At 34.9% G+C, this 20372-nt stretch carries 16 protein-coding genes; 4 read left to right on the top strand and 12 right to left on the bottom strand.

Translation table 11 applies throughout. From position 1 onward, the window contains the following. Positions 1 to 40 precede the first annotated feature (40 nt). The 12 genes from ACNO7W_RS00395 to ACNO7W_RS00450 all read right to left on the bottom strand — a co-directional run bounded on the left by ACNO7W_RS00395 (position 41) and on the right by ACNO7W_RS00450 (position 16381). Positions 41 to 2224 carry a TonB-dependent receptor family protein gene (locus ACNO7W_RS00395; protein WP_417936583.1) on the bottom strand — a complete coding sequence of 728 codons (2184 nt, stop codon included), beginning with the start codon at positions 2222 to 2224 and terminating at the stop codon, positions 41 to 43. Positions 2225 to 2406: 182 nt separating this feature from the next. Beyond that, the gene (locus ACNO7W_RS00400; protein WP_417936584.1) at positions 2407 to 2679 is read right to left on the bottom strand and encodes a hypothetical protein; all 273 of its coding nucleotides are present in this window, start codon (positions 2677 to 2679) and stop codon (positions 2407 to 2409) included. A gap of 94 nt (positions 2680 to 2773) precedes the next feature. Next, entirely contained in the window at positions 2774 to 3196 is a 423-nt protein-coding gene (locus tag ACNO7W_RS00405) for a DUF417 family protein (RefSeq protein WP_417936585.1), read from the bottom strand. Between the two features lie 66 nt (positions 3197 to 3262). Continuing rightward, positions 3263 to 4711, bottom strand: coding sequence for a RagB/SusD family nutrient uptake outer membrane protein (locus ACNO7W_RS00410; protein ID WP_417936586.1), 1449 nt, complete (start codon positions 4709 to 4711; stop codon positions 3263 to 3265). A 26-nt stretch (positions 4712 to 4737) separates the two neighbouring features. Beyond that, positions 4738 to 7923 carry a SusC/RagA family TonB-linked outer membrane protein gene (locus ACNO7W_RS00415; RefSeq protein WP_417936587.1) on the bottom strand — a complete coding sequence of 1062 codons (3186 nt, stop codon included), beginning with the start codon at positions 7921 to 7923 and terminating at the stop codon, positions 4738 to 4740. Then, positions 7907 to 8077 (bottom strand): hypothetical protein, encoded by a 171-nt coding sequence (locus ACNO7W_RS00420; protein ID WP_417936588.1) that lies wholly within the window; start codon positions 8075 to 8077, stop codon positions 7907 to 7909. The genes ACNO7W_RS00415 and ACNO7W_RS00420 overlap by 17 nt, the downstream gene beginning before the upstream one ends. A 4-nt stretch (positions 8078 to 8081) precedes the next feature. Then, positions 8082 to 9179 (bottom strand): permease, encoded by a 1098-nt coding sequence (locus tag ACNO7W_RS00425; protein ID WP_417936589.1) that lies wholly within the window; start codon positions 9177 to 9179, stop codon positions 8082 to 8084. A gap of 151 nt (positions 9180 to 9330) precedes the next feature. Further along, positions 9331 to 10887, bottom strand: a complete 1557-nt coding sequence (locus ACNO7W_RS00430; protein ID WP_417936590.1) for a phosphatase PAP2 family protein — start codon at positions 10885 to 10887, stop codon at positions 9331 to 9333. Further along, positions 10877 to 11800 carry a hypothetical protein gene (locus ACNO7W_RS00435; RefSeq protein WP_417936591.1) on the bottom strand — a complete coding sequence of 308 codons (924 nt, stop codon included), beginning with the start codon at positions 11798 to 11800 and terminating at the stop codon, positions 10877 to 10879. The genes ACNO7W_RS00430 and ACNO7W_RS00435 overlap by 11 nt, the downstream gene beginning before the upstream one ends. A gap of 46 nt (positions 11801 to 11846) precedes the next feature. Beyond that, positions 11847 to 14075: an FG-GAP-like repeat-containing protein gene (locus tag ACNO7W_RS00440; protein ID WP_417936592.1), complete on the bottom strand. Its 2229-nt coding sequence runs from the start codon at positions 14073 to 14075 to the stop codon at positions 11847 to 11849. A gap of 89 nt (positions 14076 to 14164) precedes the next feature. Next, a complete protein-coding gene (locus ACNO7W_RS00445) occupies positions 14165 to 15370 on the bottom strand; it encodes a hypothetical protein (RefSeq protein WP_417936593.1) in 1206 nt (401 codons plus the stop codon). 471 nt (positions 15371 to 15841) lie between these two features. Beyond that, the gene (locus ACNO7W_RS00450) at positions 15842 to 16381 is read right to left on the bottom strand and encodes a hypothetical protein (RefSeq protein WP_417936594.1); all 540 of its coding nucleotides are present in this window, start codon (positions 16379 to 16381) and stop codon (positions 15842 to 15844) included. A gap of 297 nt (positions 16382 to 16678) precedes the next feature. Here ACNO7W_RS00450 and ACNO7W_RS00455 point away from each other — a divergent pair, with 297 nt between their 5' ends. From ACNO7W_RS00455 to bioA, 4 genes are all read left to right on the top strand, one after another. Then, a complete protein-coding gene (locus tag ACNO7W_RS00455; protein WP_417936595.1) occupies positions 16679 to 17824 on the top strand; it encodes an aminotransferase class I/II-fold pyridoxal phosphate-dependent enzyme in 1146 nt (381 codons plus the stop codon). A 123-nt stretch (positions 17825 to 17947) separates the two neighbouring features. Then, on the top strand, positions 17948 to 18343 hold the full coding sequence (locus ACNO7W_RS00460; RefSeq protein ID WP_417936596.1) for a GxxExxY protein: 396 nt from the start codon (positions 17948 to 17950) through the stop codon (positions 18341 to 18343). Between the two features lie 53 nt (positions 18344 to 18396). Next, positions 18397 to 19014 carry a dethiobiotin synthase gene (gene bioD / locus ACNO7W_RS00465; protein WP_417936597.1) on the top strand — a complete coding sequence of 206 codons (618 nt, stop codon included), beginning with the start codon at positions 18397 to 18399 and terminating at the stop codon, positions 19012 to 19014. A gap of 86 nt (positions 19015 to 19100) precedes the next feature. After that, positions 19101 to 20372 carry an adenosylmethionine--8-amino-7-oxononanoate transaminase gene (gene bioA, locus ACNO7W_RS00470; RefSeq protein WP_417936598.1) on the top strand — a complete coding sequence of 424 codons (1272 nt, stop codon included), beginning with the start codon at positions 19101 to 19103 and terminating at the stop codon, positions 20370 to 20372.

Below are 20372 nucleotides of genomic sequence, written 5' to 3' on the forward strand. Positions count from 1 at the left end.
TCATATTGCAGGAATTTTAGTTTTTTAAATATACTTTAAACTAAATTTTTATAGAAAGCGTCCCTGAAAATGTTCTTCCGTCTGATGGCCAAATCCCTGGACCTGGGTAGAATTGAGGTCGTTTAGTGAAATAATGCTCATCTAAGATATTGTTAGCGTTGATTTGAAATTTGATCTTATCAGTCAATCGTATTGCAAGATTTAAATCGAGTAATTGATAGGAAGGAACTATGCCACTTGCACCACTTATTGACGGTTCAGCCGTATTTAGGGCATCAGCAAAACTATCGGAAGTGTAACTGTAAAGTGCCGAAAGGCTAACGACAGAGTACTTAAGGGTAAATCCATTTCTACTATTCCAATTTGGAACACTTTCTACTTTATTTCCACTAACATTAGTATTTGTATTGCCAGATTTTATAATTGCATCTTGATATTTAGCATCCATATATGAAGTGGAAGTAAACACGGATAAACTAGCTTGGTTTCCTAAATAGAAATCTTTTTGCAAGAATAATTCAACTCCTTTGGTTCTGGAATTCCCTATGTTTGTTTTGAAAACAATCAGGTCACCTTGTGAATTGGTTTGTGCTATTGTTCCTAATCGATTATTGTATTGAAGATAAAAACCAGTTACATCCCATTTTAAAGACTTCCATTTGCCTCTAAAACCAGCTTCAGCATTATAACCGTAAGCATCTTTTAGATTTTTATCTGAGACTTCGTAAATAGAAGCCGGAATAATATCTTTTAAAATTACAGGGCGATAGGCTTGTGATACACCCCCATAAAAATTTATATTTTCGGTTAAATCATATTGTATACTTACACCAAATAACGGGAATTTATGTTTGATGGTGTTTGGTAACTCGGCATCTGAATAGTAAGTGGTAGTGCCTGTCATATTTGTTTCGCCAATTTCTATTCTTAATCCAGTGTTAACGGAAAATTTATTGGAGAGTAGCCAACGGTTTTCAGCAAATAGAGCAATATTATTTGTTTTATAATGAAGATCTCTTCCCCATCCAGGAGTGACTAATGATAAATCAAAGTCGGTCCCGGTTGTTCCTTTTCCTTGTTGTTGGCGATGTAAATCGTTATTCATGAGCTGAATCCCTGTTGTAAACGTGTTGGTACGTTCCAAAAATTTATAGGAGTGAAGTCCTCTTAACTCTGTTGTGTAGCTATTAAAATGATCGATATCAACTTGACGATTAGCGTATTGAAGTGTTGTGGCTGAAATGGCATCTTCAATAGTTGCCGGTTTGTCAAACAACACACTGTTTCTGGCCCCAAGAACGGCTGATGATGTAAGTTGTAATTGCGTTTTTGGAGTTATTTTCCAATCTACCGTTATCGAAGGTATATGAATATTAGGATTGTAATAATTTCTTGACCTAGTGGACATTTTTGGATTGCTGTTAAACATTTCATCTGTAAGAGGACCTGCAAGATGAGTAATATAATTGGAGTGTGTCCACTCTAACTTGAAATGTAGTTTTTCAGAAGGATCATAGTAAAGAGACACTGCTTCGGCATCATACTGCGAATCGCTATTGTCTCTATAGCCTGTAATCCATTTTTTGTTTAACCAAGTGCTGTATCTGAATTTTCCAATTTTACCTGACGCCCCATTATAAGTACTAACCAATCCATAAGAACCAATTGTATTAATAGTTTCAAAAGTAAATGCTTTGGTCGTGTCTGGTTGTTTGCTAATATAGTTAAGCATGCCGCCAAACTGCGCGCCGTATTGCAATGAGCCTGTTCCTCTTAGCAACTCAATGCGTTCCACGGCTTCCATAGGAATGTTGTAGTGGCTGGCAGGATAGCCATACATGTCAGAGTTGGTAATGATACCATCTTTACGGATGTTAAATTCCCAACCACGGTGCGGGTCAAGGCCACGAGTAGAAATGTTCATTTGATTGCCTGTACCATCCATATCATACACAAAAACACCTGGAACTTTGGCAAAAATTTGCCGACCATATTTTTCAGTCTGCGCAATATTTTTTTGGGTCAGGTCAATCACCTCATTCTTTTTACCGGAATAGATGTAAGTTCCTTGTATTGGGGCAAGGCGGAGAATATCTTGATTTATTCTTGTTGCTTCAACTTTTACAGTATTTAGATTATGAATTTTTGTTGTGTCTGTTGTTGATTGAGCGAGAAGAGGTATTGTAAAAAATAAAGATACTGCAATCAGTGGGTATTGTTTCATTTTATGCTTTTTTAAGTTGTGAAACTTTTATTGGACTAATCATTGAAACCATGATTTAATTTTATCATAATCTATTACAAATAGTTTATATTAAACATTAGAAGTTATTCCCTGTTTTTTTGAAAAAAAGCTTAACAGATTTCCAACGTCTGTTAGGCTATAATTGATAATTTATTCAATGTTTAAAACATGGGGATAAGAACCTTAATTTCATTTCTAAAGTCAGAAAGCATTACCAAAGCAAAACCAACCACTGTATTATTATCTTTGGCTATAATATGTGCACAAGCTGCATTCATTTGTTTTAATAGGGCAACGGTGTGTTGTACTGTTACAAATCCCTCTTGAAGTTTTTCTTCAGAAGTTATATTTTGGGAACTATTTTGTAATTGAAGTGTTCTGATTTGTTCTAGTTCGTCTAGAGTTGATGCTCTTTTATAAGTTATGGATTTCATTTGATTTTATTGATCACGGATTAATTAATTGGTATTTTTCTATCTGTAATTATAAAATTAGGAAATCTTTGATTATACGAAATGGATTTAGATTTTATTTTTCGCTTAATTTCAAATTCATTTCTGCATAATATTTTTCATTGTATTTTCCTGCAATTACAAGAGCTCCTGAAATTAAAATAAGATTTTTAATTATGTATTGTCCAACCAAAGTAGGGGAGTAGGGGAAAGCATCAAAACATACTGTTTTTAGTATAAAAATCGGAAAAAATGTAACTGCCATATGCATTAATGATAATACAGTTGTATAAGGAATAAATCTTTTTATGAGCAAACCAAGGCCTATAATTACTTCACAAATACCAAGAATTGGAATAAATATTTCTGGTTGAAACCAATAAACAGTTTTTTCAACTAGCTCACCGGCAGGACTCATTCCGAAAATTTTCATTGCTCCAAACCAGACATAAACTATTGCCAGAGAAATTCGCATCATATTGACACTGTGTTTTTCCATTTTTTTACTAAATTGGAAATAGAGGTTGAGGAAAGAATATCTCATGCTGATTTTTTTAAATTAAATTTATGGATTGGGAACCATCAACTTATTAGTTGAAATCTCACCACTTGGAATAGGCCAAATGTAATTACTACTCGTAATTAATACTAATGGAGCTGTTCCAATGGAGCCTATTTTGGAAGGAAGTTTTTGTAGTTTTCTTTGTAAATCCATTAGTCTAAACCCTTCTCCTAAAAGTTCAATCCTTCTTTCGGTCATAATGGTGTTTAATAAGGCGGTTTTAGTATCAATGTCTGTATCTGGAAATACATAACTTGGATCAGATCGATTTCTTACTGCCTTTAATAAAGCGGTTGCCGTATTTAAATCGTCGGTATTGGCTGCTGCTTCTGCATAATTCAATAAAATTTCTGCATATCTAATTACAGGAACATAGTCTCTAAAAGGAGCTGTGGTAATACTAAATTTCTTTAGTACCTTTTGTTTGGCGGCATTTGTAGAAATCAAACTGGAACGTGTATCCGAACTGGAATTTAAGGCTGGATTGCTTGAAATACCTGCAGTTGTCAAAAATAAGATGGGTTGTCCCAAATAATTGAAAGCCAATGCACTTTGTGAAGCGGGTGTTTCGGTAATACTATTGGCAAAAGGAATTGAAAAAACAGCTTCTGAACCAGTATAACTTCCTCCAAAAATAGTGGTAAAATTGGACTCTAATTTATGCGTTAAATTACCTGCCGTATATTGAAAAGGAGCACCAGGAGACACTATTTTTTGAGATTCAGCAACGGCTTTTTGATAATCGCCCTGAACTAAATAAACTCTAGTTTTTAAGGCAATTGCGGTGCTTTTATTAGCTCTTGATACGTTTAATAATGCGGTAGTGTAGGATTCTGGTAAATCTTTTTCAGCCTCATCCAAATCTTTTAAAATTTGTGTGTAAATAGCATCAATTGAACTACGTGCCAAGTCATTGTAACCAGATGATGTAATGGGTGTAAGTCGAAGTGGAAGCCCTAGTCCATTTTTATCTAAATTATACGGCTTTGAATACGTTTGAATCAAGCTAAAATAACAAAAAGCACGAATGAATTTTGCTTCGGCAGTATAGTTTTTAGCTAATGTCTCGGAAACAACAGTTGTGGTATTGAGTTTACTTATCAAAATATTTGAGGCGTTGATGGCGGTATAACCAACGGACCAAACTTTATTTACAAAATCATTCGTTGAGGACACGTTTTGATTCCAAACGGCCGATCCTGTAGCTGCGTTACCATCATTTTGTCCAAATTCATCAGCTCTTTGTTCATTAAAAATAATGAATCGACCGCCATAAAAACTGGCATTTTGAATCTGACCGTATAGATTATTTACTTGCGCTACTATCTTTCCGGGAGTACTATATGCTGCATCTTCGGCTACACTTGTTTTGGGAACAGTATCCAAAAAATCACTTTCGCAGGCTGTCATTGCAACGAGAAAGAGTAAGCTTGTTACTATAATTTTTTTCATTTTTTTATGCTTTTTCAAATTAAAAATTAAAATCCAACATTCAAACCTACTGTAAATACCTGTGCGTTGGGCGGTATATTTTGGTCTTTTCCAGAGTCTATCGAGTTTCCGTTAATGGAAACTTCGGGATCAGAACCTCTATATTTTGTTAGTGTATATACGTTTCCAGCTTGCATATATACATAAGCTGTTGAAACATTATTTTTCAAGAATGTGCCAGCCATATCAATATGGTAGCCCAAAGAGATGTTCTTTACTTTCAAATAAGACCCGTCTTCCACTTTTGAAGTGCTTGAAAAAGAGAATCCAGCAGATACATTATCTCCATAATATAGTTTTTGAATCTCGGTTATTTGACCAGGTGTTGTCCAACGGTCTTTGATGAATGTTCCATTATTAAAATAGCGTTGGTCAGAATTGGTAGCTCTTGTACCGTTGTATAATTTATTGCCGGCAACAAAAGTTAAATTGATATTTAAATCAAATTTTTTGTAGTTGAAAGTAGAGTTTAATCCACCAAAAACTTTTGGTAATGAAGGGTCTTGAATCACCCCATCTCTATAGTTATCAATTGCTGGAGCTGCTGTACCATCTAGATAGGTCCATTTCGGAGAGCCAATGTGATTGTATTGTACTTCTTTTCCTTGACTATTAATAAAAACCATTTGCCCATTCTCTGGATTGACCCCTTTGCTGGGTACGGCAAAAATGGATCCTATAGAATATCCTACTCTTGTCATGTTTTGTACTCCAAATATGCTTGGAACAAATACATCGCTGACCAATGAGGTTACTTTGTTTTTTAGCGTAGATAGGTTTACGTTTACAGACCACTTAAAGTCGTTTTTGTCAATTAGCAACGCATTAATGCCTAATTCTATTCCTTTGTTATACAACGCACCTGCATTTTCATTGATATAACTGTTTGGTATTCCTGTCGATAGTGATTGTGGTGATTTTAGGATTAATCCATCTACATTGTTTAGGTAATAATCAAATTCAACAGCGATACGATTGTTGAGAACGGAGAAATTCAGTCCTAAATCTAATTTTTTACTGGTTTCCCATTTTAAATTTGGATTAGCGGTTTGCGAATAGGATAGGGTAGGTTCCCCTCCATAAGTAGAAGAATTGTAGATTCCAACGGAGGGATAATCACCAATTTCACTATTACCAACGATACCGTAGCTCCCTCTAATTTTTAAAGTATCAAAGAAAGTACTCATAAATGAATTTTTTAAAAAGGCTTCTTCGTAAATGTTCCAACCAAGTGATCCTCCACCAAAATTCCCAAATTTATTTCCCTCTGCTAAAGCCGAAAGCCCGTCTCTACGAAAATTAATATTCAAGAAATACTTCTTTTTATAATCGTAACTCACACTAGAAAAATAAGAAAGCAATGCATTTTCAGAAAAAAGATTACCCGTAGGAGCTATATTTTTAAATCCACCTTGATAATTAGAATAGAAAGGGTCTGTAATATTACTTTGTGTAGCTCCCCAGCCATCCGTGGTTGTTTTGATTTTTTCTTGTCCCAAAAGTATGTTTAGATTGTGGTTTTCGTTTATTTTGGTGTTGTAAACAAGCGTATTAATCCAATCTGTTCGGAATAATTTGGTAAATATATTTGTTGCAATACCGTTTGATGATGCGCCTCCACCATGCAAAGGATTCAAGAACGATTTGTTGGTAACCTGAAGATTATTTATCCCGTAACTGGTTTTAAATTTAAGATTTTTTGCTAGGGTTATTTCCCCAAATAGGTTTCCAATGAAGGTGTTGTTTTCAGAAGAACTCAAATCTAGGGTTTGTACTAAGGCTAAATTATAGGCATTAATTGTTCCTACAACTGCAGGAATATTGGCTCCGTAACCAACGCTATTTCCGTTTTGAATGCTATAGGTACCATCTTGGTTATATACGGGTACGTTTGGAGGCAATACATAGGTCATTCTTCCCAAAGGTTCGTTAGTGATATATTGGGTATTGTACGTAGAGGATGCCGTTGAATTTCCCGCTATTGCGCCTGTATTTGGACCAATATTTTTACCATTACTGTACGTAACATTTGCACCTATTTTTATAGAATTGTTCAATTGGTGATTGATGTTTAGCCTCGTTACATAACGTTGAAAAGTATTGTTTTTAATAAAGCTATTTTGATTGGTATAGCCAGCTGAGAAGTAATAATTGGTAGCCTCATTTGCTCCTGATATGCTGATATTTTGATTATTAGACAACTCAGGGCTATAGGCTACGTTATACCAGTTGGTATCTACGATGCTTCCGTCTGGGTTTTTCATTAAATTGAAACCAGCTGGCTTTCCTGCGTTTGTTAATGCTTCATTTTTGATGGTAACATAATCTTCTGCGTTCAATAATTTAGGTAAATTATAAGGAGTACTCATACTATACCAACTATCATAGTTTACTTTTGGTTTGCCGATTTTTCCTTTTTTTGTGGTAATAATCATGACGCCATTTGCTGCTCTTGAGCCATAAATTGCTGCTGCCGAAGCATCTTTGAGAACATCAATGGATTGAATGTCATTGGGATTAATATCTGCCAAAGGATTATTACCAACCAATCCTCCGATTGATCCCACAAAAACAGTTACACCATCTACCACTACTAATGGAAAAAGCCCTGAAGTTATAGTGTTGAGACCTCTTACTCTTAATATAGGTGTGCTGTTTAACACACCAGTGGGTTGGATGATATCTATTCCTGTAGCTTGTCCTCCTAATAATTGGTCAAAACTAGTAGTAGCACGATTTTGTAATTGTTTAGACGAAATGGTTGCCACTGCTCCTGAAAATTCAGCTTTTTTATGCACTGCATAACCGCTTGAAATCAGGACTTCGTCGAGTTCATTAGATGATTTTTCTAAAGTTATTGAAACAAAATCGGCACTGGTAATACTAACTTTTTTGGAAGTATATCCAACGATACGTATTTCTAAAACTAAAGGAAATGGCAGTGTAGTTTGGAGAGAAAAAGCCCCTTTTTCATCCGTAATTGTAGCTGTTTTTGAGTTTTTCACAATAATATTAACTCCTTCAAGAACAGTGTTTTTAGAATCGAGTACAATTCCTTCAAGTCTTTTTTCTTGAGCAAATGTTGTTATGGAACAAATTAAAAAGAATAGAACCAGCTTTTTTGATGTAAGGACTGTTTTTATAAAACAGCATGGATTAATTACAAGTTTCATTATTAAATTTTTTGTTTTTTAATTTATATAGGATAAATGCAAAAGTGAGTATGGTAATACCCAAAACTATTTTTAAATCAATGGAGTCATTGTAAAAAAGCGCTAATGAAATTTGGATGATAAAAAGGATAATTCCCAGAATGATTTTTTTCATGGTTTTAGAAAAATTTAGTTAAAAAATCGGCTAATAAACCAGTTCCGATACCGAAAATAAAAGTAATGCCAAGTAATAGTAAAGGTATTTTGAATCCTCCAAGTTTTTGTTTGGTAAGTACCATTGTAAACAAACCATAGGAAGGCGCTGTAAAAACTATAACGGCTATAGCGCCATTACTAAAACCTAAATGAAGCAGTATTGTGCCTAATAAAATTTCGAATAACACAGGTACGGATAACATTGTACCTATAAAGGAAATAATCACCAAAATAAGATAGGGGTTGTAAGTAGTAATGTGATGCAATACTTCGTTTGAAAATCCCGCACGAAACAATGCTGTAAACAAGGTGCCTATTAACATAAGCGGAATTAATTTATAAGCGATATTGCCTACAGCCAATAACCAGTCTTCTAGCGTTTTTAGAAGGGTGTCAAACCAATTTGTTTTTGGTGTATATAAAGATTTGATGTCTAATTCGAAAGGTGCTACTCGGTCAGGTTCTTGTGAATTGACCATTTTGGCAACAAAAGGGACTACAAATAAAATAAGGATTAAACTAAAAACAACTCGAGAGATAACAACCGCTGGATTAAATAACCCAAACATGGTTACAATACCTATAATGTTAAGTAGTGCACCGCCAAAAATAATTCCTAATGTTGATTCGGTACTGCCTTTTTGACCTGTAATTCCCACGCTAGTAATAGCTGAGCAATTCGCACACATATTTAAGGGCATGCCAAAAACACTGCTTAAAGCAGCACCTTTAATGCCTTTGAATTGTAGTATTTTTTCAAATTTTTCCCAAGAAAGTAATAGCGAAAGTGCGGCTCCCCCAATGATAATGGCAAAAGTCATCCCAGTTGCATTAGCTTCCCAGAAATTAGCAAAGCTTTTTAAGGTGGCTGTTGCAAAATTATCTTCATGTTCGACAGGAAAACGTTCGTGATAATTTAATTGCCCATGTTCGTGTGGTTTCTCGCATTTTTCTTCAATACAGGTTACTTTTTTGGCTTCAGCAGGAAAACGACTTCCAGATAAAAACAAAACCAGTAAACTAAACACTAATGCTAGTTTAAGTATGTTTTCTTTATTCATTTGATAGTTATTTGATTTTCTTAAGGGTATAAAAATAGTAAACCTAACAGGTTTTCAAAGCCTGTTAGGTCACATAATTGATTAATTTATTTAATGTTTAAAACAAACCATTTGAAATTAACCATTTACTATAAAAAATCAATTTTAATATTTATTCAGCACCGTCCGTGGCTGCTCTTGCAACGGCAAAGCTGCCTACTTTTTCGCCTAATTGAAGTCCTTTTTCACAATCGCTTCTATAATGAATAGCGCCAAACATTCTAGAATCAGAGGCTTGTTTTGCCATAGCTTTGAAGCTTTCTGCTTTTGCAGGAACAATATGCGATAAAATCGCACAGGCAGCACCACTAAAGGTAGAGTGTCCTGATACATAAGCAGGGAAATTAGGAACTCCAGTCAATGTTTTTATTGATGGATCCATCTGACATGGTCTTGGATTAAAGTAAAAATACTTTGCATCCCAACAGCTGATAGCAGCATCCATCATCGCAATATTTAATAATGCCATATTTCTTGCCCATCGTACTTCACTATAATTTTGTTCTACAAATGACTCTGATGCAATAGCATTCCAGTGGCCAGGTGGTGTATAAGTTCCTACACCATCAGCCCAAAAAGTAACAATTTCCATGTTCTTTCTAGATGGATTTTTACTATAGCTTTTTATTTCAGCTAATTCTTTTGCAAATTGTTCTGATTTTGTAGAAGGTGGCGGAACCGGACGACTGGCAACAACCATTTCAGGAGTCATTATAAATGACTTTACTTTTCCAAATAATGGTAACATTGGAGGTCTTGCAGGTAAATCTAATGACAACCATGGTGTTTCTCCAGTAGCCGCAGTTTGCGTTTCCAGTTGAGTCCAAAGCACTTGATTTCCTATAGCAGCTCCAGTTCCATCAGTAGCGGCTCGGGCAATAAATTTAGCGGCAATTTTTCTGCCTAAAATAATTCCTGCATCAACATCACTTCGAACATTGGCGCCACTGATAATGCGATATAGTTTTTGTTCTTCCGCTTTTCCATCAATGTATGCGATTTCAGTTGGAAATAATAATTTCAATAATTCAACAGTAACTCCCGCTAAAACACCATCTTCTGATGGGTATGAAGGCATGGTGCTTTTTGGGATTAAAACTTGTAAATTGGCGTCTACCGTAAAAGGCGCTGCTCTGTTGTATAATTTTTTATAATGCCAAGTGGCAACCATTGCATCGTATTGTGCGGCACTTACATAGGCATAAGCTCTTGCTGCATAAGGAGGATTTGAAAATGGAAATTGCGGATTCGCAAAAGGATTCGCCGCAGATGGTGCAGGATAGGTTCCGTCTTCATTTTGATAAGGAGGTCGGTTGTGTCTTGCCACTAAAGTTCGCATGATTTCATTCCAGCGTAAAACGCCACCAGCGCTCCAATATTTTATTATTCTTTTTTGATCTTCTGATATATTGACTTGGTAGCTTTTTATTTCATTGATTTCTCTTGTGAAGGCTGGCGTATTTGTGGCAACGGGTGCATCAAGTGGGAATTCGTTTGGAGTTGTTAATAAAAAAGTTTTCCAAGTTCCGGCTAAATCGTCTGTATTGGTAGGATTTAAAGCGTGAAATTGTTCGTTTTTTTCAGTAATATCATCACTACACGAATAAGTACAGGCAAGAAATAAAGCCAGAAGAGTAGTATAGGCTGTTTTTTGTATATTATTTTTCATCTTGTTTGCTCGTTTTTTTTAAATTAATCACATAAAATAGACCTCCATAGAAGGTGTCCGATTTCCCAACGTTTCTTCCTTCTACTACATAGTTATAACCACCTACAAGAGATAATTCAGGTATTTTTTTAAATGTATATTTAGAATTAACACCATATTTTAACGCATTCATGGTGTTGCTTGGAAAAGGCATATTGTTTTTTGTAATGTCAAATCCTCCAGACTGAGTTACCCAATTGTCTATAACAAATTCGGCTATTAATCTATTAGAACGATAACCTGCTCTGAAATTCACTGAAATGGCATCAGGCATATCGACTTCGTTTGTATAATGGATTTCGTCAGTTAGATAAGCATTTCTATCGATGGTTATGTTCGCTCTTTTTACATAAGCGCCAGAAAATGTAGTAAAGAAATTTCCTCTCTGATAATCTCCCATTAATCGCAATGAAGCTGTTCTGCTACGTAAACCAAGGCTCAACGGTAAATAATCAGCAGGATAATCGGATAGGGGAGTTGTAAAACTTCCCAATGCATAAATGGAATAGGTTGACTGGCCAACTGTTTTTTCCAAAGGCATGTATTTTAGCGTAAGCGAAAGATCTTGTATTCCCTTTTGACCTTTCATGGTTCCGGCAGAAGCATTAGTTTCTACATACGGCACACTAAAAATAGCATTTAATTTATCAGAGATACCATAGTTTCCCATAAGTCCAATGGATTTTGTCGATACGGTACCAAGATTTAGATTCTCTCTTTTAAGAGACCCTTCCCAGTATTGATCCCAGCTACTGTATTGATATATTGCTCCAACGCAAAAATTGTTTTTGCTCATCATAATGGCATCAATCTCTGTTTGGGCATTCATAAATAAAGGTGCCAATAGCAGGCAACTCAGATAAAATTTTTTCATTAAAAAATAGTTTTTGGTTAATAGTTTGGTTTAAATTATAACTTGTTTATTGCATAGTGATAGGTTTGCACATGATTGAATTCTGACTTTTGTCAGGAAAAATTATCTTATTAAGTTTTACTTTAGTAATAACAGTACTTCCTTCTTTTATTTTAATAAATTGATTTGGCTTTATATTTCTAAAAATTTCTGTTTTGTGGGTTTTAGACCATGTAATAGCGATCTCATTTATCATTTTTGCTTGACCAATGCCTATTTCTCTTCTCAATGCTGATGCTCCAAAGCTACCGCCAGAGTTTACTTCTCTGTACACAACTCTTTTAATGCCATTTTCTTTGAAGCTGATCTTAATTCGTGTGCCAATTGCGGAGCGATTTGTTTTGTTGCCCTCTAATTGTAGCTTGATCCAACGGTTCGTATTCTGACCTGGGTTTAAGTATAGGGAATTGTTGAAAGAATCACCAATATAGGCGCCACCCACTTCTATAAAAATATCGGCATCACCATCATTGTCTAAATCATTAATGGCAACTCCATGTCCTTTCTGTAAATTACCAACTCTGCCGGAAACGGTAACATCAGCAAATTTGCCATCACCCATATTTCTGAAAAGACGATTTGGGACAAGTGATTTATAATCGGGATTCCCAGTCCCCAAATACATGTCTAGATAACCATCATTGTCAATATCACCAAAGTTAGAACCCATTGCAAATACAGATTTATTTAAACCTGCTTTTTCAGAAACATTGGTAAATGTACCATCGTGATTATTATGATATAAGTACATTTTACTGGCTTTGTTAGGAACGTTTAATGCTTCTGTCGCGGCAGTAAAGGCAATGGTGATGTCAAATTTATAACCACATACAAAAAGATCTTGCCATCCATCATTGTCATAATCCCAAAACCAGGTTGGGAATGTTCCGACTTTTATATCTGCTAAACCGGCTTTTTGCGTTACATCTTCAAATTGAGGAATACCATTTTTTATTCCCGTGTTTTTGAGCAGGGTTTTTCTTTCTCTATTACCCGATACATATAAATCTTCTAGGCCATCATTGTTATAATCACTAGCTGTAACTCCTTTTACAAAATCTACAACTGCACAATTTGCTTTAACCGAAACTTCTTTAAAAGTGCCGTCTTGATTGCTGATGTACAATTCGCATGGATTAATTTCATTTAATTCTGGTCTGCTTTCATTGCCAATAAATAAATCCAGCCAGCCATCATTATTAAAATCTTTCCATACTCCGGCTTGCGTGGGATGTTCAGAATATAAACCACTCTTGATCGTTACATCGGTAAAGGTATCATCGCCGTTATTTCTTAACAAAGAGTTGGGTTGCTTTCCGTAATTTCCCATCCATGCACCTCTTAAAACAAAAATATCTACATCGCCGTCATTGTCATAATCCGCTTGAATCATGTTTAATCCGCCTTTGAAACGCCCTAATTCGGACTTTTTTGAGGAATCGATAAATCCCCCTTTTTTATCGTTTTGATAATAGTGCATGGTGCCATTTAAACTCCAATCGGAAGTTATAAGATCCAAATAGTTGTCATTATTAAAATCGTCCATAATAATTCCACCCGCCATATTTCGGTTATTAACACCTAAATTAGGAGCTACATCTGTAAAAGGCTTAATGGCATAATTAGAGTTGTCTTTATCCAAGTTCGGAATAAGCCATTTAGCAGGAACTTTTGATGGGTATTCGCCCAGTGTCATATAGGCAATATTTAGCAGCCATCTCGACTCATAATCCCCAGGAAAGGTATTTAAAAGAAGTTCATAAACTTCAATTGCCTTTTTAGAGCCCAACTGTTTTAGGTGTATTCCTGAATTTCTAATGGGCATGATACAGGATTCAGTCGAGTGATTGGTAACGCAGTTTTGTCGTTCGCCTAAACGCATATAGGAGAGTGCCATACTTCGTAATACTTCTGGGCTATTATCATTTGACAGTCCTATTCTCTGAATAATAGATTCAAAAGCAGCTACAGATTCGTTTTCTTTTCCCAATTTCAAAAGACTATTCCCTTTGTAAAGAGTAGCTATAAACCGGTTATTGGTTTCAGCTGGTGCAGTTGATAAAGAATCAAAAAAAGTTAATTCTGCCTCTGGGCAAAAAGGATTGTCTTTGACACTAAACTGCTTGTATTTTTCAGCTAAAATTTCGACCATTTTGTCATTAGGGTTTCTAAAATTCTCACATGATTGTGTGAAAAAGGAAAGTAAAAACAAGACGAATATATATTTGGTTTTCATTTATTAAAAATTTAATTTCCTTTCTTAAGATGAATTATCTGATTCCATTATTACAGAGATAATGTTACTCTCTAATAATGGAATGAAATTTAATGCTTCATAGTCATTTTTATTTTTTTATTTAAATTGAAACGATACGAATAACCTACATTGATAGAGTAATCAGCAAATGCTGCATCACCTTGAACGTGAACATATTTGCTTGGATCTGTAATTACTGAATTTTGTAAATCTTGACTAGCAATATCTGCTGCGCTTTGAATGCGGTTTTTAACAACATTATAAGGGATGTATAAGCTTAAGCCGTGATTTCCTATTCTATATGAAAAACCATATTCAACTGCAATTACATATCCAGGGCGACGATAAGCCACTTGACCACCAAAAGCATCATAAGCAGGAATACCTTCTAATCTTCCGGCTAGTGATACCGTGAAATTTTCTTTTTTGTCTACTGCAGCCATAAATCCTGCACGGCCAAAATATTGATCAGGGCTTGCGTAGATTTCATATCCTTCCAATCCTGGTTTTGGGGCTGATTTGAAAGTGCCATTGGATTCTCTGGGATTAAACAAATAATACCCATTTGCAAAACCATAAAGACGCCCTGTTAATTGTCGGAATGCTTGAAGTTCCACTGAAAAACCTACGCCTCCGTCTCCCGGTTGAATAGCTTGATCCATTACAACACTTTTGGTAGTTCCGTCTGCTTGTGGCGCATCATCCATTTCGTCATGGCTTCCGTTATTTAATTTCACACCCAATCCTATCATAACATTACCTTTTTCGGCCTTTTTTGGGTCAACAACCCAATAATTTACGCTCAATCGGGCATCAGCAATCCCATCAGCATAGACGCTATAACGTAATGTATCGATTACGGGTGTTTTTTGTCTTAGTACTTGTGAGCGCTCATTGTTTACATAAGGTAATGTGGCGTTCAACTGGATACGGTCCGTTAATCCATAAGAAATATTTAAATCAACAGCATGAGAATAGATATTCACTGCATTGCCACGTTCTTTGCCATTTGCGTCATGTCCACCATTGGTTGTTTGGCGGTGCAGTTGTTCTTCCGTGCCAACAAAATGTCTCCAAGAGTGAAAATAGCGATAATTAGCACCTACTTGAAATTCGCCTTCACTTAAATTATAAGAATTTGAAGAATTCATGTTTTGTCCTCCCATTTGGCGGACAGCAACACAGCCTTGAGCAGTCATGTTTTCGGTATGAAAAGCCATTGTAAGGAATAAAATAAAAATAAAAGCGGAATGTAAAAAGGATAAATTTTTCAAGGTTTGGTTTTTTAAAATGATTAATAATATATAAAACATACCAACAACAACTTCTTTCGCGACAGAGAAGGTTGGTGTTTTAAAAAAAATATACGGATTTATAGGCTTTATCGTTGTAAAACAAAATTTTATTTTGGCTTTCGCCCAAAAAGTTTCACGAATGGATCAAAGATTACTTTTGGAACAAATAGTTCTTTTAGAAATCCATTTTTTGAATTTGTAAATAAATTTAAGTCATGATTTTGAAAGCAGAAAACGCAACTACAAATTAAAAATATTAAATATGCCAATATATTACTCTCAAAAATGAGTAGCTATTAAAAACACAGATGAATATTTTGTGTTTTTTAATTAGTAAATTCTAAATATTTGTAATTAGTGTACATTCTTAGCTTAAGTGCAATCATAAATTAAATGTTTTTGCAAATGCCTAATGTCAGTGAAAGATTTCACTAGAAATAAAAAGAAGAATTATGCGATATCTGGCGGAGAATACGATAAGGAAGTATATCCAGAATCAGGCGCCTTATTTGGCGTAATGATAGGTTTAATAGAATTCAAATCTATTTTGGGAGAAAAATCAACGCAAACAGTATGGTTTGGAATATAATCTTGAAGAAAAGACTTCATGAGTTTTTTAACTGGTGATTCTTTTGAAGAAGAGCTATTAAATAATTGATTGTCAACAATATCTTTTAAATCCTTGCCAATTGCATCTTGGTGTGAATTGCGTAGGTAATACAGGCTTAGTATGTTGTTTTGAATTCTTTTTTTGAAAATATGATAACTTTTATTGTTAATAACCACATCTTCATTTACATACTCAAAATCAGTGTCTTCGATAAAGGAGTATAAAGTGGCATTTAATTTGATTACTTGAAACTCTGAACTAGGTGCTTTTTTCATACTACTCACCCATGCCTGCTCTTGTTGATAAGCAAACATCAGATAGTATCCCAGAACATTGTAAAACAATGTTACTAATAAGAAAAGTGATGCAATTCGTTTCATAATGGCCGAAAGTAGAAAACTATTTCATAACGAAATGGCTCCGATGTAAATTTTAAGATTTTTTTAACATAATTTTAGCAATTTATCAAATCGAAACCGTTTTCGGAATTTTTTGTTAATTTTATTTTGATTACTATTCCGTGATTTGTTAATTATTGGAGAATTAAACTTTTTGCGATAATGCAATATGATTTGGAATTAGAATCAATACTTAGAAAACCCATTGATTTCAAAAAATCAGCAAACAATAATTGTACAAAATATATAAACCGAAAAAGATGCTTATTTTTGTGGCGTATGAGAAAATTTCCACAAAATCTATCCGCTAAATTGGAGAGCCGAAAGCAAAATAATGCTTTGCGACAATTGCCTTTATCCAGTAAAGGGATTGATTTTGCTTCCAATGATTATCTCGGATTGTCTAAATCAGCAACTATTTTTCAGGAAACACACCAGTATTTAATTGAAAATAATGGGGTTCAAAATGGTGCAACAGGTTCCAGATTATTATCCGGAAACCATAAGCTATATCCAGAAACTGAAAACTACATCGCACAGTTTCATAAATCGGAATCGGCATTGATTTTCAATTCGGGTTATGATGCCAATGTTGGTTTTTTTAGTTCGCTTCCGCAAAAAGGGGATTTGATTTTATACGACGAATTGTGTCACGCGTCCATTCGGGATGGGATTCAATTATCGAATGCCAAAGCCTATAAATTCAATCACAATGATTTTGAGGATTTGGAACGATTAATTCTTCGAAATCAAAACACAGTCATTTATATTGTTACCGAATCTGTTTTTTCGATGGACGGCGATACACCAAATCTTGAAGAATTAGTACAACTATCCGAAAAACACAACAGTTATTTAGTTGTTGATGAAGCGCATGCTTTGGGCGTTTTTGGTTCAACAGGGGAAGGTTTAGTTCAGGATTTAAACTTGCAAGATCATGTTTTCGCCCGAATTATGACTTTTGGAAAAGGATTGGGATGTCATGGCGCTGCCATTTTAGGCTCTCCAGAATTGAGGGATTATTTAGTGAATTTTTCCCGAAGTTTTATTTACACGACGGGACTTTCGCCACATTCGGTTGCCACGATTTTAATGGGGTACCACTATTTAGACAACGAAAAACAAAATATAAAACTGCTTCGAGAAAACATTATTCATTTCAATCAAGAGAAGAATTTATTGGGTTTAAAACAATTGTTTGTTCGAAGCAAATCGGCCATACAATCCGCGATTATTCCGGGAAATGAAAATGTTAAATCCATAGCCCAAAAACTGCAAGAAAAAGGTTTTGATGTCAAAGCCATACTTTCGCCAACGGTTCCCGAAGGGCAGGAGCGATTGCGATTTTGTTTGCATAGCTTTAATTCAAAAGAAGAAATCTCCGAAGTATTACGATTGTTGAGTACTTTTGTTTTTGAATACTGATTTTATATTTTTTGATAAAAAGTAAGTATTACTGTCTTATTCAAAAATGAAACACAGATTTGACAGATTGAACTGATTTCCACAAATTTCAGAATAAATGTTTTCAATTAAGATAAATTAAATATGGCTAATTTTTTGCATAAAAGTTTGAGTGACTCTATTTTGAAAGCTTATTATGAAGTTTATAATGAATTAGGGTATGGCTTTCTAGAAAAAGTCTATCAAAATGCAATGTATTTTGAATTAAAATCGCAAGGATTTAAAGTAGAAGCGCAGAAACAAATTAAAGTGTATTATAAAAGTCAATTAGTTGGAGAATATTTTGCCGACTTAATAATAGAGGATTCAATAACAGTAGAACTTAAAGCTTGTGAATGTTTAATGGATGAACATAAAGCACAGCTGTTGAATTATCTCAAAGCGACTAAAGTAGAAATTGGAATATTGTTGAATTTCGGGACTACACCAGAATTCAAGAGACTTATTTATACAAATGAGCGAAAAAAAATTAAAGAATAAATTCAAAAATCCGTGTAAATTTGTTCAATCTGTTTAATCTGTGTTCCAAATCTATGAAACTATTCATCACGGGAATTTCAACCGATGTCGGCAAGACTATTGCATCAGCCATTATAACGGAATCACTAGAAGCCGATTATTGGAAACCCATTCAAGCGGGCGATTTAGAAAATTCGGACAGTCATAAAATCAAATCGTTTTTGTCTAATAAAAAGGCCGTAGTTTATCCTAATAGTTATGCTTTAAATACACCGGCAAGTCCACATCTCGCAGCAGAATTAGACGGGATTGTTATTGATTTAAAGAATATCACCGAACCCAAGACAGCTAATCATTTAGTAATCGAAGGGGCTGGAGGTATTTTTGTCCCATTAAATGACAAGGATTTGGTTATTGATTTAATCCAACCCGATTATAAAGTGATTGTTGTTTCCAGACATTATTTAGGAAGTATCAATCACACTTTGCTCACGATTGAAGCCTTACAAAATAGAAAAATAAACATTGCAGGAATCATATTTAATGGTGAAGAAAATAAATCTTCGGAAGCAATAATTTTAAATAAAACAGGTATAAAATGCATTGGAAGAATTGAGCAAGAACCGTATTTCGACCAAAATGTAATAAAAGAATATGCTGATTTGTTTCGGGATAATCTATTGGAATTATAAATTAAGAAAAAAGAAACAAGAAGAAAGAATGCTTTGTTATGTGAAGTCTTTTATCTTGTCTCTTACTTCTTTTTATCTAAAATAAAATGAACTTAACAGAAAGAGACAGTCAATATCTTTGGCATCCCTATACACAACACAAAACTGCAGCACTTCCCATTGCCATTAAAAAAGGAGAAGGTGCTTTGCTGTGGGACGAAAATGATAAAGAATACATTGATGCAATCGCCTCTTGGTGGGTGAATCCTTACGGACATTCCAATAAATTTATTGCAGATGCGATTTACAAACAACTCACGACATTAGAACACGTACTTTTTGGTGGATTTACACATGAGCCAGCTGTTTTGGTTGCCGAGAAGTTGATGGAAATTTTACCAAAAAACCAGCAAAAAATATTCTTTTCAGATAATGGTTCTACGGCGGTTGAGGTAGCGATTAAAGTCACACTGCAATATTTTTTCAATAAAGGGGAAAAGAGAACTACAATAATAGCTTTCGAAAATGCTTTTCATGGCGACACCTTTGCGGCAATGGCGGCAAGCGGAATTTCTTTTTATACGCAGGCCTTTCAAGGGATGTTCATTGATGTGGTTCGGATTCCAGTTCCTGTGAAAGGAAAAGAACAGCAAAGTTATGATACTTTAAAAGAGGTAGTAAAAAACAATAACTGTGCTGGTTTTATTTATGAGCCACTGGTTCAGGGAGCGGCAGGAATGGTGATGTATGAGCCGGAGTCTTTAGATCAATTAATGCGAATTTGTCAGGAAAATAATGTTCTCACCATTGCCGATGAAGTGATGACCGGTTTTGGAAAAACTGGTAAAACTTTTGCGACAGATTATTTGGTAGAAAAACCAGACATGATATGCTTGTCAAAAGCTTTGACGGGAGGGACAATTCCCATGGCAATTACGACTTTTACCCAGGATATTTTCGAAGCTTTTTATGATGAGGATATTAATAAAGCATTATTTCACGGACATACTTTCACGGCAAATCCTACAGGTTGTGCAGCGGCTTTGGCAAGTTTTGAGTTGTTACAAACCGATGAAATGCAAGCTAATATTGCCCGTGTAAATCAAAGTCATCTGGGTTTTCAGGAACACATAAAAAATCATCCAAAAGTAACCACAACGCGTGTTCTCGGAGTTATTTTTGCATTAGAAATAAAAACCGAAAGTTCCGCCAGTTATTATGGAACCTTGCGCAACAAACTCTATGATTTTTTTATCGAAAATGGAATAATCCTGCGCCCTGTTGGTAATATAGTTTACATCTTACCTCCTTATATTATCACCGATGAGCAATTACAAAAAGTGTATCAAGTGGTCGAAAATGCTTTAGAAATAGTTTAA

The organism is Flavobacterium sp. ZB4R12 (genome assembly GCF_048276375.1).
Classification (GTDB): Bacteria; Bacteroidota; Bacteroidia; order Flavobacteriales; family Flavobacteriaceae; genus Flavobacterium; species Flavobacterium gawalongense.